The sequence below is a fragment of the Streptococcus ruminantium genome, from assembly GCF_003609975.1.
In the GTDB taxonomy this organism is placed as follows: Bacteria; Bacillota; Bacilli; order Lactobacillales; family Streptococcaceae; genus Streptococcus; species Streptococcus ruminantium.
On sequence record NZ_AP018400.1, the window covers coordinates 201284 to 215758 of the forward strand.

Sequence of the window (14475 nt, forward strand, 5' to 3'; positions counted from 1 at the left end):
TACCAGTTATATATTTTTTTTACGAACATTTAGTGATTTTTTAAACAGACGACTAGTAAGGTTTATCATTTTAGGGTATAATTGTTGACATAGAGTAAACTTTTTAGTAGAAGGAGAAATTTATGACACGTATTTTAATAGTTGAAGATGATGCCGTTATCAACCAAGTTCTCGCTGAGTTTCTAAAAGAGCATCAGTACGAAATTGTTTCCTGTCTTGACGGACAAAAAGCTTTGGAGTATTTTGAGACTGAAAAATTTGATCTAATCATCTTGGATATTATGGTTCCAAATGTTAGCGGCTTGGATATACTGAAAAAGATCCGTAAAACTTCTCAAGTGCCTGTCATAATGCTAACAGCTATGGATGATGAGTATACTCAGCTTGTTAGCTTCAACCACCTCATTAGTGATTATGTCGTTAAACCCTTTTCCCCTCTTATTTTGATGAAGAGAATCGAAAATGTTTTTCGTCAAAGTGAAACCGCTAACATTATCGAAATCAGTGGCGTTGTCATTGATTTGGAAGCATCGGAAGTCTACGTTGATAATGAAACGCTTCCACTCACTAAAACAGAGTACGAAGTTTTGGAAATGCTAGCAAAACACAAGGGGAAATTAGTAACTCGTGACCAGCTTATGAATGCTATTTGGGGCTATACCGAATTGGAAGGACGTATTCTAGACAATCATATCAAAAACATCCGCAAGAAAGTGCCTCAAATTCCTCTAGTAACCCTAGTTGGAAGAGGTTACAAGATCGAGGAAGAAGAAAATGAACATGAACATAGCTAGAAAACAGTTTATAGGCTTAAGTATCACCTTAGTCTTGACCGCTCTATTCCTACTAGGAATCTCTTATTACACCTTACCAATTTATTACAATCAAACCCAAAAGCAAGTACTTGAAATCCAATACGACCAAGTTGTCCAAGAGTTGAACAATCAATCGAAAGAGGAGATGATTGCCACTCTAGAAAGGCTAGATAAAAAGTACGACGCTCTTTTTTTCTCCCTATCTAGTAGAAATGGAAATCCTGTTTATCCTAGCAGAGAAGCCCTAAGTCTTTACAAGGCAGAGGTTGAAGATAAAGTAGAAGCAGATATGAACGAAATCGGTGTTTGGACAGAAACAGTTACAGCGAAGGATGGTGAGCTATTTATCCTGAGCGGTCAATATATCTTTCCCTCTCTAACCAATATCACTCAGTTCCTCTTGACGCTCTATCCATTTGTCACCCTGATTTTCCTCGTCCTTGCAGGTCTTGCGGCCTTTATCTACAGTCGTTTATCCACCAAGCGAATTCAAATCCTTTCCACACAAACTCGGCGCATGCAATCCTTAGAACCTGGTCTAGCCTGTGACAGTCGTGGCCGGGACGAGGTTTCCAACTTGGCAAAAGATATTAACAGTCTGTATAACAATCTACTCACCAGTATTGAGCATCTAGAGATTGAAAAACAACAAGTGATTGAGCGAGAAAAGCAAAAGTCGGAGTTCTTTCGCATGACCTCTCACGAACTCAAAACCCCTATCGCCAGTATGATGGGGATTGTTGAAGGAATGATGTATGGAGTGGGTGATTTTAAGGACAGGGATAAATATTTAAGAAAATGCCACGATATCTTGCAAGAACAGTCCAAACTAGTTCAGTCTATTTTAGAAGTTTCCAAGGTAACCATGCTCCTCCAATCAGATGGCGCTACTTTCTCCCTAAAAGAAATGTTGGAAGGATTTTTGCCCGCCTACGAGACATTAGCCCTTATCAAGCAACATCAATTTGCTGTTTCGCTAGAAGAATTATCCGTCACAGCAGATAAGATTTACTTGGAAAAAGCCTTAAAAAATCTCCTAGACAATGCCTTTCGCTATACACCTGAGGGAGGAAAAATTGACCTAACCCTTACAGGCAACCAGTTGACCATCCGCAATGAAATTGCTCAAGTCCTTACAGAAGAACAAATGAAGCAAATTTTTCAACTGTTCTATCGACCAGATTTTAGCCGCAATCGCCAAGATGGCGGTACAGGCTTAGGACTTTATATTGTTGACCGCATCCTGACAAGACATCAGTTCGAATACGAGATGTATCAGGAAAATCATTGCATGATTTTCTGTATCCGATTCTCAGAGCAAGGTGCTCAAGAATAGTCACCTAATCCTCTAAGAAAGAGCAGACAATAGCCTTACCTTACGTAAGACAAGAATTTACATTTAATGTAACTCACTCGTAGTGTCAGTCGGAGAAAGAGGTGCAAGGCACGGGAATGGTAGTAGTGAGATGTTGCCAAGCCACCTACTATACCCGTCCTCAACTCGACTAGCATTCAAGTACCAGCTATTTGCAAAAGTAAATACCTATACAAGAATATCAAATCCCCCAACTACTGCGGTAGTTGAGGGATTTTTTAGATGAACGGTGTAATTTGTGGTCTATCCAACCATTTGCAGAAGCCATGTCAGAAGAATATCAACCCATCAGCAGCCATCTTAAAGCATTGATGTTATGGTCTGCTTGAATAAAAAGGGAAGAAAATACTGGTCTGTCAAGCTGTTGACCCAAGTTGCCCAACCATTTTTAACGCCTCAAAATTATGAAAGATGTCCATCATCCAACGCCAAAAAGCTTGGGACAAAAAGATTTTCAATTTTGAAAATCTCAATTATTAAGTCCTTTAGACCTAGAATTGAACAGAAAAAGCGAACAAACCAAGATTCTGATTGTCAGAAAACTGGTTTTGTTCGCTTTTTATATATGAAATCGGACTATTGTCCCGACCTCTTTGCGATTATTCATGATACAAGAAGTGATAGTACATCACCCTATGCAGAAACTTTATTTTTTGTTTCTTCTGTTCATGCGGCTTACGCCTAGGAGTCCTAGCAAGCCACTTCCCAGCCATGCAAGCATAGATGGTGCATCACCTGTATTTGGCAAGGTCTTAGCTTGGGCTTTAGAAGCCATTTGTCTTGGTGCTGGACGTTTGGTCTCTCCCTGCACTTTTTCAGTTGCCTCTGGATGTCTCTTATGGCTTGGTACTGGAAGGATTTCAGTTTTCTTACCACCTGGTTTTGGTGTACCTTCAGGTTTTACCATTGGCTTATCTTCACGTGGAGACATTTCTTCTTTTGATTTTGGTGAGCGTTGTGGATCAGTGTCCGGTACATGAGGACGGTGTTGTGGGTCCACATCCGGCACCTTAGGAGAGTGTGGATCTACATCTGGTACATGAGGACGACTTGGGTCAGTGTCTGGCACTTGAGGGCGTTGAGGTTTCACCTCTGGCACTTGAGGACGACTTGGGTCAGTATCTGGAGTCTGAGGTTTTCTCTCTGCCAACTGTTTCTTAAGGTCTTCAACTTGTTTGTTGAGTTTTTCCTTATCTGCTTCAAGTGTCTTAACTTTACCTTCAGACTCTGCCAGTTGTTTCTTAAGGTCTTCAACTTGTTTGCTGAGAGCTTCCTTATCCGCTTCGAGTGTCTTAATCTTGTCTTCCAAGTCTGCCAACTGTTTCTTAAGGTCTTCAATTTGCTTGCTGAGAGCTTCCTTATCCGCTTCGAGTTTATTGACTTTTTCTTGGCTCTCTGCGAGTTGTTGAGCTCTTTCAGTGAGTTTATTTTCCTTGTCAATCAGTTCCTTCGTGAGACGTTGTACCTCAGCTTCTAGCTGCTTCTCTTTCTCAGACTGATCTTCTTGTTTGCCTTGGCGCAATTTTTCTAGCTCTTGCTTAGCCTTGGCCAACTCTTGCTCCAGATTTGCTTTCTCTTTCTTCAAGCGATCAACTTCCTCTGTCAATTCAAGGTTTTTCTTGATAAGGTCGGATTTGCCGCTTTCTTTCAAGAGTTTTTCAAGATTTTTCTGCTCTTTTTCTAGTTTTTCTTTTTCTTCCTTGAGTTTGTCAAGTTGGTGTTCTGAATCTGATAATTTTTTCAGGAGCTCAGTATTTTCATCAATAAGTCGTTGTCTTTCTTCCTTGAGTTTATCATTTTCCTGAGTGGTTGAATCAAGTTTTTTCTTTAATTCGTCTAATTGTTTTTGCAAGTCTTCTTTTTTAGCTTCTAATTCACTCTTTTCTTGATGAATTTTTATAGATTCACCCTGAGCCTCCTCAATTTTTTGTTTGGCTTCGGATAGTTGTTGTTCTAGTTCACCAATCTTTTGTTGAGTCTCTTCTTTCTGTTTCTGTAATTGTTCTTGTAAATCTACTATGCGTTTTCTTAGTCCATCCTGATCCTTTTGTTTAAATAGTTCTAAATCTTCCCTCAATTCTTCACGAAGAGATTCCAAATCTTTTTTCCCTTGTTCGAGCTGCTTGATTTTGTTCTCAAGCTCTGTTTTTTCTTTTTGAGCTTCTTCGAACTTATGTTTAAAATCATCACGTAGTTTATCAAAATTTTCTGCTTGTTTTTTAAGCTCTTCAAGCTCTTGTTTAATTCGCTCGTAGTTCTCAGGTATTTCACCTAGTTTACCATCAGCAAATCTCTTACCAATATCTTCAAGGACCATCTGGCGAAGTTTCTGCAAAGCTTCACGATCACCACTTACTAGAACACCGAGAAAATCAATTCCTCCATCCTTATAAAGCTCACGTAATGTTTCCGGCTTCAACTTGGAAATAGCATCTGTAATTTTTTTCTTTACTTCATCATTTTTATCAACTTCTTTGTCAACTATTACCTTAGCTAGATTACTTGCTGCCTCATCCTTAGAAATAACTTTATTTCGTTCATTGTGCGTATTTTGATGATTATTCGCCAACACGGGTGTTGAGACATAAAAAGAACCTGCCATTAGGGAGGTGAGCAGAGCTGCTCTACATGACAGCTTTATAATACTTCTAGAGTTCATACGTTGTACCTTTATTCTTTCGTAATATATCCATATTGTATCACAAAAACCGAACTTTTATAGGAGTTTGATCCTGTTATATCTGTTTTTTTTGTGTAGACTATCTGTAGATAATCTGTAGATTTTATTGTTGTATATGTCTTTACACCCCGCACAAAACCTTTAAACAAGCATTGTTATCGGTATCATTACGCATTTATTACCTAGTATGTCACCCCTATTTCAAGCGTAGTCCCAGCCAGAAAAGCCATTTGACAAAGAGTTAGAAATAGAGTAAACTATTAGCCCCTGCGCTCTGTCTGTCACAATTTCAGCGTATTTATCATCCTTATGGCTGGGGGCTACATCCTTTTGTAAAGAGCGTTTGATACAGACAGTCCATCTATGTACAGTAGAAAAGTACAACTGATAAGAGAAGCTTGCCTCACAAGCTCATCTCCCACCTTTCAACAACTCAGTGGTTAATGTCATATTTGACTATTTTTCCCCCTTGGAGTATAATGGAGATAGAAAAAGCAGTTGCGCAAACAACTGCTCTAGCAGAACCGATTAAGACGGTGGCTTTCTAATAGTTATTCAAAAAATAACCGTTAACTCGCCAAAGTTTAGACGGTTATTTTTTGTTGTTGTCTTTGAAAATTTTGTAGCACAGACTGACTAGGGCGACAGTAAAACTGGCAAAACCTAGGATAAGCTGCGTTACTTCAAAGCCTGTCAACTTAAAGCTCCTCCTTTCCGTCAGATTTTGATGAATCGCCCATGGGCATCACCTACCTTTCAGAAGTTAGAGCCACCGTCTTTATGAGGTTATATTGCTGTAACAGCTATCTCCTCACATCCCTATAGATGGGAAACTTTTCTGCGATACTTATTATAGTATGTTTTCATGAAAAATATTGTTTTTACATTTAAATTTTTTATCATTTGACTATTTTTCCCCCTTGGAGTATAATGGAGATAGAAAAAGCAGTTGCGCAAACAACTGCTCTAGCAGAACCGATTAAGACGGTGGCTTTCTAATAGTTATTCAAAAAATAACCGTTAACTCGCCAAAGTTTAGACGGTTATTTTTTGTTGTTGTCTTTGAAAATTTTGTAGCACAGACTGACTAGGGCGACAGTAAAACTGGCAAAACCTAGGATAAGCTGCGTTACTTCAAAGCCTGTCAACTTAAAGCTCCTCCTTTCCGTCAGATTTTGATGAATCGCCCATGGGCATCACCTACCTTTCAGAAGTTAGAGCCACCGTCTTTATGAGGTTATATTGCTGTAACAGCTATCTCCTCACATCCCTATAGATGGGAAACTTTTCTGCGATACTTATTATAGTATGTTTTCATGAAAAATATTGTTTTTACATTTAAATTTTTTATCATTTGACTATTTTTCCCCCTTGGAGTATAATGGAGATAGAAAAAGCAGTTGCGCAAACAACTGCTCTAGCAGAACCGATTAAGACGGTGGCTTTCTAATAGTTATTCAAAAAATAACCGTTAACTCGCCAAAGTTTAGACGGTTATTTTTTGTTGTTGTCTTTGAAAATTTTGTAGCACAGACTGACTAGGGCGACAGTAAAACTGGCAAAACCTAGGATAAGCTGCGTTACTTCAAAGCCTGTCAACTTAAAGCTCCTCCTTTCCGTCAGATTTTGATGAATCGCCCATGGGCATCACCTACCTTTCAGAAGTTAGAGCCACCGTCTTTATGAGGTTATATTGCTGTAACAGCTATCTCCTCACATCCCTATAGATGGGAAACTTTTCTGCGATACTTATTATAGTATGTTTTCATGAAAAATATTGTTTTTACATTTAAATTTTTTATCATTTGACTATTTTTCCCCCTTGGAGTATAATGGAGATAGAAAAAGCAGTTGCGCAAACAACTGCTCTAGCAGAACCGATTAAGACGGTGGCTTTCTAATAGTTATTCAAAAAATAACCGTTAACTGGCCAAAGTTTAGACGGTTATTTTTTGTTGTCGTCTTTGAAAATTTTGTAGCACAGACTGACTAGGGCGACAGTAAAACTGGCAAAACCTAGGATAAGCTGCGTTACTTCAAAGCCTGTCAACTTAAAGCTCCTCCTTTCCGTCAGATTTTGATGAATCGCCCATGGGCATCACCTACCTTTCAGAAGTTAGAGCCACCGTCTTTATGAGGCTGTATTGCTGTAACAGCTATCTCCTCACATCCCTATAGATGGGAAACTTTTCTGCACTTCAATTATACCATAAGTTGTATGAAAAATCAGATGGTTTTCAGTAAATAAGCTCATATACTAGTGGTTTTTCAACTTATAGATGTTGAGAAAGTAGGTGGCATTACCTATATGATGGTGCTGTCTGTCTGTGATTGATGGAATCTGAGGATAAAAAAGAACTCACAGTTTTAAACTGCGAGTTCTTTTGTGATATTAAGCTTGACCTGACACTTCGGCAGCGTGGTCATCCATTGAAAGAACTTCGTGGAAGACACGTTGTGTCAATTCAGTTTTTTGTTCTTTAGTGAGGTATTTAGTATTTACGCAGTATCCAGAGATACGTACGATTACATCCTCGCCAGCCATAATCTTGTCATACACATCATTCAAGTCCATAACGTTCAAGTTAACGTGCTGACCACCTTGTTCAAAGTAACCGTCAAGAATGGTTACTAGGTTGTTGACTTGCTCATCAAAGGTCTTACCAAGTGCTTTTGGAGAAACCTGAGTTGTCAAGGAGATACCGTCATTAGCGTGCTTGAAGTTGAGCTTAGAAAGGGTATTCAAGTTTTGCAACCAACCGCCACGTGATTTAGAAGTTGGGTTTGCACCTGGTGGGAAGAATTCTACCTTAGAAGTATTGACAGAGCCATCTTCGTTGAGGAATACGCCGCGGTGAACTGGTGAGTTCGCAGTTTGTTTGGAGTAGGCAACGTTTGAAGTAATGGTCAAGATAGACACAGTTGCTTCAGCATTCTTGTAGAGTTTATGCTTGTTCAAGCGTGAGAAGAATGCTTCCATAAGCCATTTTGCGATGTCATCTACACGGTCATCATCTTCACCGTAACGTGGGAAGTCACCTGTTACTTCGTAGTCGTAGATAAAGCCATCCTCGTCACGGATTGGTTTTACTTGTGCGTATTTGATTGCTGACAATGAGTCAACAGTATTGGCAAAACCACAGATACCGAAGCCCATGTTTGCACGGAGGTGCGTTGGTAAGAAGGCCATTTGTACAGCTTCGTAGTTGTACTTATCTGTCATGTAGTGGATGATGTTCATGGCATCGACATAGGTATCTGTCAGCCAGTCAAGAGCTTTTTCAAAGTTGGCAATAACTTGATCGTAGTCGAAGATTTCAGAAGTGTTTGGCTCAACACCGTCAAATACTTTGTAGTCTTTGTGAACATCGTCATAACCGTTGTTCCAGCTTGAAAGAAGGGCTTTAAGGACGTTTACACGCGCACCGAAGTACTGGATGTTGTGGCGTTGGTCTTCACTTTCTGGATCAAGTGGTGATACACAGCAAGAGATACATGACATTTCACCGTAGCCGTCTTTTGCCATTGTCGTTACACCTTCATATTGGATAGAAGAGTGTTTGTGGCTCATGGCCATACAGTAGCGGCGGAATGCGTACGGAAGTTGGTCTGACCAGAGAACTGTCAAGTTTGGCTCTGGAGAGTTGCCGATGTTGTCAAGGGTGTTGAGGAAGCGATAGTCCATCTTAGTCACACGGTGACGACCATCGTTACCCATACCAGCCATAGATGTTGTCAGGAAGGTTGGATCACCAGAGTAGATTTCGTCGAAGGCTTTTGTACGAGCGAATTTCACTGTACGAAGTTTTAATACGAAGTCGTCAACGAATTCTTGAATTTCTGACTCTGTAAATGTACCACGAGCCAAGTCACGTTCTGCGTAGATGTCAAGAACGATTGGCACACGACCGAGTGAAGTTGCTGCACCGTTGATCACACGACATACTGCCATAAAGGCGATGTTTGTCCATTGGATCGCTTCTTTGGTGTTCATCGCAGGCTTGCGAACATCAACGCCGTAGAGGTCACCCAAGCGAACAACTTGTTGGAGCGCCTGATATTGGAGGTTGATTTCTTCACGGAGGCGGATAGACTCTTCGTCAATCTCAGTGATGCCATTCCAATCGGCTACTTTTTCTTCCATCAAGTAGTCTGCACCATAGAGAGCCAAGCGAGCGTACATACCAATGATACGACCACGTGAGTAAGCGTCTGGAAGACCAGAAACGTGGTGTGAGTGGCGAGCTCGGCGAATATCAGCAGTGTAGGCGCGGAAGATACCGTCGTTTACAGTTGTTGCATGTTTTGTGTAAATTTCATGGAGTAGCGGGTCTGGAGTATAACCGTTTTCAACAAGCGTTGTTTCAGCCATACGGATACCACCACGTGGCATGAAGTTTAGTTTGAAGAGTTCGTCGTTTTGGATACCAAAGATGAGCTCGTTTTCTTTGTCAATGAAACCAGCAGGGATGTCAGCGATAGAAGTTGCACGATCTACGTCCATTGGGAAGCGAGTGTCTTCGTAGCCTGCTTTTGTTTCTTCGATGATTTTTTTGATATGAAGTGAACGCTCAGTTGGGCCTGTGAGGAAGCTTTCGTCTCCATCGTATGGAGTGTAGTTAGCTTGTACAAAGCGTGTTACGCTTGCTTTGTCTTGCCAGTCTGTACCTTTAAAGCCTTCCCAGGCTTGGGCGAAAATGTCTTCAGTAACATTTTTTGTTTTAACGTTTGTTGACATGAGGGTTCTCCTTTTATACATTTTGGTATCAATACCAACATGCTATTATTATACCATTTGAAAACACTTTCTACAAGATAAAAATGCTTGAAAATAAATGAAAAAACTTTCAAGCAAATATGAAAAGGCATGAAAATGTTTGTTGATATTTTCACAGAAAATTTCTTGTACAGCCTGCAAAAACAGATGGAGCAAGGAATATTTTAGGGATTGCTAGTATGTAATCTTGGTTGATAAAGGAATCTCAAATGCTGAAACTTCCTATAGAATATAGTATAATGGAACCAGTTGAAGCACTGGGGGAGAAAAGGTAGTCATGTTAATTTTTCCATTGATCAATGATTTATCTCGCAAGATTATTCATGTGGACATGGATGCTTTTTTTGCTGCGATTGAAGTGAGAGACCATCCTGATTTGAAAGGAAAGCCGGTCGTCATCGGTGCAGATCCTAGGTTATCTGGTGGTCGAGGAGTGGTGTCAACTTGCAATTATGAGGCGCGTGCTTTTGGGATTCATTCGGCCATGTCCTCCAAAGAGGCTTATGAGCGCTGTCCTCAGGCTATTTTTATCTCAGGTAATTATGAAAAATATCAGGAGGTTGGAGGGCAGGTACGAGATATTTTCTATCGCTATACGGACTTGGTGGAGCCTATGTCGATTGATGAGGCTTATCTAGATGTGACCGATAATAAGCTCGGCATTCGCTCGGCAGTGAAGATTGCTAAGCTCATCCAGTACGATATTTGGAACGAGCTACATTTGACTGCTTCGGCAGGGGTATCTTATAATAAATTTTTGGCTAAGATCGCTTCTGATATGAAAAAGCCACATGGCTTAACCTTGATTTTGCCAGAAGAGGCGGTTAGTGTTTTGGCTGCTTTGCCTGTTGAAAAGTTTCATGGAGTCGGCAAGAAAACGGTTGAACGCTTACATGCTATGGAAGTTTATACAGGAGCTGATCTATTGAAACTACCTGAGATGGAGTTGATTGACCGTTTTGGTCGTTTTGGATATGACCTCTATCGGAGGGCTAGAGGGATTTCTAATGCTCCTGTCAGGGTCAATCGTGTTCGCAAGTCTATCGGTAAGGAAAAGACTTACCGTAAGCTACTTTACCGAGAAGAAGATGCACAAAAGGAGCTAGCCAGCCTTTGTCAACGTGTGGTTGCTAGTCTTGTGAGAAATGGTAAAAAGGGAAAAACCATCGTTCTTAAAATTCGTTATGGAGATTTTTCAACCTTGACTAAACGCCATAGTTTGGAAGATGCGACAGATCAGATGGAAGTGATTGAACATCAGATTCGTCAGCTATTTGAAGAGGTTGGGCAGGCAGAAAGAGGGATTCGTTTGTTGGGAGTGACGGTGACAAATTTTCAAGCTTGAAAGGTATGGGGGATTGAGTTGATTTGTCATTTTTTTATTTCTCATTGGGAGTCTGCTAGTTTATTGAGCCGGAAGTAGAAAGTTCTCGGTTTTTTGTCGATTTTAGAATTGTTAAGAATTTGTTCAGAATCTGGTAAGATTTGAGGGGTAGAATAGAAGTATCAAAAATCTAATCTATTTTTGGTAGTGGGTCTTTCTAGATTGACAGATATAATTGATAGGGGGATGATGGACTTATCCTATATTTCTAGTCAGTCAAGAGTCTCAACATTTTTATCTTTATCACTATCATCGAAAAACTAATGAATCAAAGGAGGATTTCAAATGAAATCAACAACTTTCGGCAAAAAAATGATGGCTTTAGGAATGATTGCAGCGCTTGCTACTACAATGGTTGCGTGTGGTGCTAAGAACAATAAAAAAACGGATTCTAGTTCTCAAAAAACAGAGCAGTCCAGTACTAAAAAAGATATGAAGAAGGATACAAAATCATCAAGTACTGAGAAAAGTACTACCAGCTCATCCACTAAAAAATCTGGTAGCAACTAATTAGTCCACTCCCTCTCGTATATTGCTATAAAATGTAAATTTGCTGAGTCCAGTTGAGTTCTGGGTTCAGTTTTTTCTTTACGTTGAGGGGGAGGTATGCTATTCTAACTATTGAAAAGACCATAGAGACAAGTGGGGGTAAAAGATGCAAGATACCATTTTACTCATAGAAGATGATGCTAGTATTCGTGAAGGTGTTAGGATATTATTAGAAAGTGAGGGGTTCTCAGTAAAAGAGGCTGCCAGTGGTGAAGAAGGGTTAGACTATCTGACACCAACGATTGATTTGGTGATTTTGGATGTGATGATGCCAGGCATGTCTGGTTTGCGGACTTGCGAACAAATTAGAAAGCAGTCAACGGTTCCAATTCTTTTTCTATCCGCTAAGGCTCAGGAGTCTGATAAGTTAATTGGGTTGATGGTTGGTGGTGATAGCTATTTGACAAAACCATTTTCTTATTCGGAACTTTTGGGACAGGTCAAGGCTTTGATACGACGGTTTAAGGTCTATCAGGGTCAGGGGGGAGTGGAAAGCGAAGAACTTCCCTATATTGAATTGAGCGGTGTCAGGGTTCATAAGCGTTTCAATGAGGTTTTTGTGGATGGAAAAGAGATAGAGCTGTCAGAAATTGAGTACCAGATTCTTCTATTGCTAATGTCTCATCCTCGCAAGATCTTCTCAACGCAGAATATTTACGAGAGTGTATGGGATGATCTGTATTTTTACAACTGCAATAGTACGGTCATGGTGCATATTCGTAAGCTAAGGGTTAAAATGGAGCAAGATCCTAAGAATCCAAAGTGGATTAAGACTGTTTGGGGGAAAGGGTACAAGTTTGAAACGGGAGAATAAGGGGCATACGTCGATTTATGTGCAACTCGGGCGCTTATTATTGCTGAGTTCGGTATTGGCAGCAATCTGTTATGTTGTGCTAGATCGGATTGGAATGAGCGTGATAGATTATTATATCTATGATGGGAGATATGTTGAGGAACAAAATGCCCACTACATTTCCAAACTAGTAGAATTTGTAGATAAGGAAAAAATAGCGACAAGTGATAGCAAGAAGTTGGATGCCTGGGTAAAGGAGCAGGAAATCTTAACCTTGGAGATTTACAAGGACAATATTCAGGTATTCACCTCCAATGATCCTAACAAGGAGGAGTCAGCCAACAGGATAGAAATGTCTGAGGAATCTTGGATTGGTTACGCCCAAGTCCAATTTGCGGATGGGGCGGCTGATGTGATGGTGACAGGGATATATAGTTACCAACTGCGTCTCTATACTAGGATTTTTGTGATTATATTATCCTTTATCTTCCTAATAGTCGTTGTTTTGTTGGGAATTCGTCGAAAGGTAGAGGATATTCGTCGTCTGAGTCATGATTTGGAGATTTTAGAAGGTGGAAATCTTGACTATCAGATCCATGTGAAGGGGCGGGACGAACTGGCTGATTTGGCTCAGGGGGTTGAGAGTATGCGACTGTCTTTCCGAAATCTTGTGCAGACAGAGGCTGATATTGTGAAGAAAAATCAGAAGGTGATTACAGAGATGTCTCACGATCTTCGTACACCGGTCACCTCAATCTTACTCTATCTTGAAATCATCAAGAATAAACCAAACATGGAGCCTGATTTGCTCCAACATTATCTGGGGATTATTGAGCAGAAAGCGCAACAGATGCGTCAGGTTTCAGAAAATCTTTTTTCTTATTCCTTGGTTGCTGAGGAAATGACTCTTACACATCTTCTTCCTCTTTCTCATGCGGTGGAAGTGATGTGTGAAGGATTGACTCTTCAAGGGTTGAGTGTTGAGGTAGTGGCTGAAGAAGAACTGATGGACATTGAGTTGCCATCAGATAGTATCCTTCGGATTATGGATAATCTTCAATCAAATATTATCAAATATGGAGATCCTGCTTTTCCTGTCCGAATTGGCTTAAAGGAAGACGAGAAATGGCTGGAGCTATCTGTTTCAAATAAAATTGGGGAGCGTTCTCTATCTGCAAGTAATGGAATTGGTTTGCAGAGTATCGAACGGATGGTGGTCCAACTGGGGGGAGATTATGCTGTTCATGAAGAGCAGGGGTGGTTCTGTGTTTGCATTCATTTTAGTAAGTCGCAAGGAGAACTTCAACATCTTTCCTAGGTGGGACAAAAATAAAAAGGAGGCAGGTGCTTCCGATGATTGTAGTATAGAAGTATTTTTAAGTACTGTATGAAAACATAGCAAAGTGCGTTCTCAAATTACGAGAACGCACTCTTTTTTATATTCGCAGGATGTAACGGGTTATTTTAGAGCTTTCAGGCCTGCTTCTAGGGTTTCTTGATTTAATTCGCCGGCAAATACTTTGTTAACAGTTCCATCGCTATTGATGAATACGTGGCTAGGGAAGGCACGCAGAGAGTAGCTATTCAGAGCGCCATTATTTTGGTCATAAAGAACTGGATAAGTGATACCTGCTGCTTTTGCTGTTTCAAGGATTTTTTGTTCGCTGCTATCTGTTGATGAGGTGTTGCCATACTTGGCATCATTTGGTGCTACTACACTCAAAAAGGCGTAGTTTGGATCATTTTTGTATTTTTGATACACTTTTTCTAGGTGAGGCATTTCATCCTTACAAGGTTCACACCAGCTAGCCCAAAAGTTTAGGTAGATTTTCTTGCCTGCATAGTCTGCTAGGCTAACGTCTTTTCCATCTTTATCTTTTAGTTTTAATTCGGGTGCTTTCTGTCCTTCAACAACAGATTGTAAACCATTGTCGTTGCTATCACTTTGCGCATGTTGCTCGTGAGATTTTTCTGTTTTTTCCGTCTTCTGTTGGCTCATGTTAGTATCTTTGTTTTTACTGTTAGCATTGTTGACAGAGCATGCGGTTAATAAGCATAAGCAAGTTCCTAGGGTGAGGTATTTTTTTAACATAATATTGGGT

At 40.2% G+C, this 14475-nt stretch carries 13 protein-coding genes; 6 read left to right on the top strand and 7 right to left on the bottom strand.

What is annotated here, in order from left to right:
* Positions 1–122 precede the first annotated feature (122 nt).
* Entirely contained in the window at positions 123–794 is a 672-nt protein-coding gene (locus SR187_RS01120) for a response regulator transcription factor (RefSeq protein ID WP_120171250.1), read from the top strand.
* The gene (locus SR187_RS01125) at positions 775–2151 is read left to right on the top strand and encodes a sensor histidine kinase (RefSeq protein WP_120171251.1); all 1377 of its coding nucleotides are present in this window, start codon (positions 775–777) and stop codon (positions 2149–2151) included. Before SR187_RS01120 ends, SR187_RS01125 begins: the two co-directional genes overlap by 20 nt.
* A gap of 685 nt (positions 2152–2836) precedes the next feature.
* Here the strand turns inward: SR187_RS01125 and SR187_RS01135 are convergent.
* The 6 genes from SR187_RS01135 to pflB form a co-directional block, all read right to left on the bottom strand.
* Entirely contained in the window at positions 2837–4849 is a 2013-nt protein-coding gene (locus SR187_RS01135) for an LPXTG cell wall anchor domain-containing protein (RefSeq protein WP_120171253.1), read from the bottom strand.
* A gap of 613 nt (positions 4850–5462) precedes the next feature.
* On the bottom strand, positions 5463–5567 hold the full coding sequence (locus tag SR187_RS01140) for a putative holin-like toxin (protein ID WP_120171254.1): 105 nt from the start codon (positions 5565–5567) through the stop codon (positions 5463–5465).
* 346 nt (positions 5568–5913) lie between these two features.
* A complete protein-coding gene (locus SR187_RS01145) occupies positions 5914–6018 on the bottom strand; it encodes a putative holin-like toxin (protein WP_120171254.1) in 105 nt (34 codons plus the stop codon).
* 346 nt (positions 6019–6364) lie between these two features.
* The gene (locus tag SR187_RS01150) at positions 6365–6469 is read right to left on the bottom strand and encodes a putative holin-like toxin (RefSeq protein WP_120171254.1); all 105 of its coding nucleotides are present in this window, start codon (positions 6467–6469) and stop codon (positions 6365–6367) included.
* A 346-nt stretch (positions 6470–6815) separates the two neighbouring features.
* Positions 6816–6920, bottom strand: a complete 105-nt coding sequence (locus tag SR187_RS01155; protein ID WP_156010763.1) for a putative holin-like toxin — start codon at positions 6918–6920, stop codon at positions 6816–6818.
* A 342-nt stretch (positions 6921–7262) separates the two neighbouring features.
* The gene (gene pflB / locus SR187_RS01160; RefSeq protein ID WP_024531581.1) at positions 7263–9608 is read right to left on the bottom strand and encodes a formate C-acetyltransferase; all 2346 of its coding nucleotides are present in this window, start codon (positions 9606–9608) and stop codon (positions 7263–7265) included.
* 316 nt (positions 9609–9924) lie between these two features.
* Here pflB and dinB point away from each other — a divergent pair, with 316 nt between their 5' ends.
* The 4 genes from dinB to SR187_RS01180 all read left to right on the top strand — a co-directional run bounded on the left by dinB (position 9925) and on the right by SR187_RS01180 (position 13691).
* Complete coding sequence (dinB, locus tag SR187_RS01165; protein WP_120171255.1) at positions 9925–10992, top strand: DNA polymerase IV; 1068 nt, start codon at positions 9925–9927, stop codon at positions 10990–10992.
* 324 nt (positions 10993–11316) lie between these two features.
* Entirely contained in the window at positions 11317–11541 is a 225-nt protein-coding gene (locus tag SR187_RS01170) for a hypothetical protein (RefSeq protein ID WP_024531583.1), read from the top strand.
* A gap of 145 nt (positions 11542–11686) precedes the next feature.
* Positions 11687–12394, top strand: coding sequence for a response regulator transcription factor (locus SR187_RS01175; RefSeq protein WP_120171256.1), 708 nt, complete (start codon positions 11687–11689; stop codon positions 12392–12394).
* The gene (locus SR187_RS01180) at positions 12378–13691 is read left to right on the top strand and encodes a HAMP domain-containing sensor histidine kinase (RefSeq protein ID WP_145981828.1); all 1314 of its coding nucleotides are present in this window, start codon (positions 12378–12380) and stop codon (positions 13689–13691) included. The genes SR187_RS01175 and SR187_RS01180 overlap by 17 nt, the downstream gene beginning before the upstream one ends.
* Before the next feature lie 141 nt (positions 13692–13832).
* Here SR187_RS01180 and SR187_RS01185 read toward each other — a convergent pair whose 3' ends face one another.
* Positions 13833–14465, bottom strand: a complete 633-nt coding sequence (locus tag SR187_RS01185) for a TlpA family protein disulfide reductase (protein WP_120171258.1) — start codon at positions 14463–14465, stop codon at positions 13833–13835.
* Positions 14466–14475 lie beyond the last annotated feature (10 nt).

What these genes read in the sequence shown, in the direction of transcription:
- SR187_RS01120 (WP_120171250.1), top strand. Translation starts at nt 123, where the DNA reads ATGACACGTATTTTAATAGTTGAAGATGATGCCGTTATCAACCAAGTT.
- SR187_RS01125 (WP_120171251.1), top strand. Translation starts at nt 775, where the DNA reads ATGAACATGAACATAGCTAGAAAACAGTTTATAGGCTTAAGTATCACC.
- SR187_RS01135 (WP_120171253.1), bottom strand. Translation starts at nt 4,849, where the DNA reads ATGAACTCTAGAAGTATTATAAAGCTGTCATGTAGAGCAGCTCTGCTC.
- pflB (WP_024531581.1), bottom strand. Translation starts at nt 9,608, where the DNA reads ATGTCAACAAACGTTAAAACAAAAAATGTTACTGAAGACATTTTCGCC.
- dinB (WP_120171255.1), top strand. Translation starts at nt 9,925, where the DNA reads ATGTTAATTTTTCCATTGATCAATGATTTATCTCGCAAGATTATTCAT.
- SR187_RS01170 (WP_024531583.1), top strand. Translation starts at nt 11,317, where the DNA reads ATGAAATCAACAACTTTCGGCAAAAAAATGATGGCTTTAGGAATGATT.
- SR187_RS01175 (WP_120171256.1), top strand. Translation starts at nt 11,687, where the DNA reads ATGCAAGATACCATTTTACTCATAGAAGATGATGCTAGTATTCGTGAA.
- SR187_RS01185 (WP_120171258.1), bottom strand. Translation starts at nt 14,465, where the DNA reads ATGTTAAAAAAATACCTCACCCTAGGAACTTGCTTATGCTTATTAACC.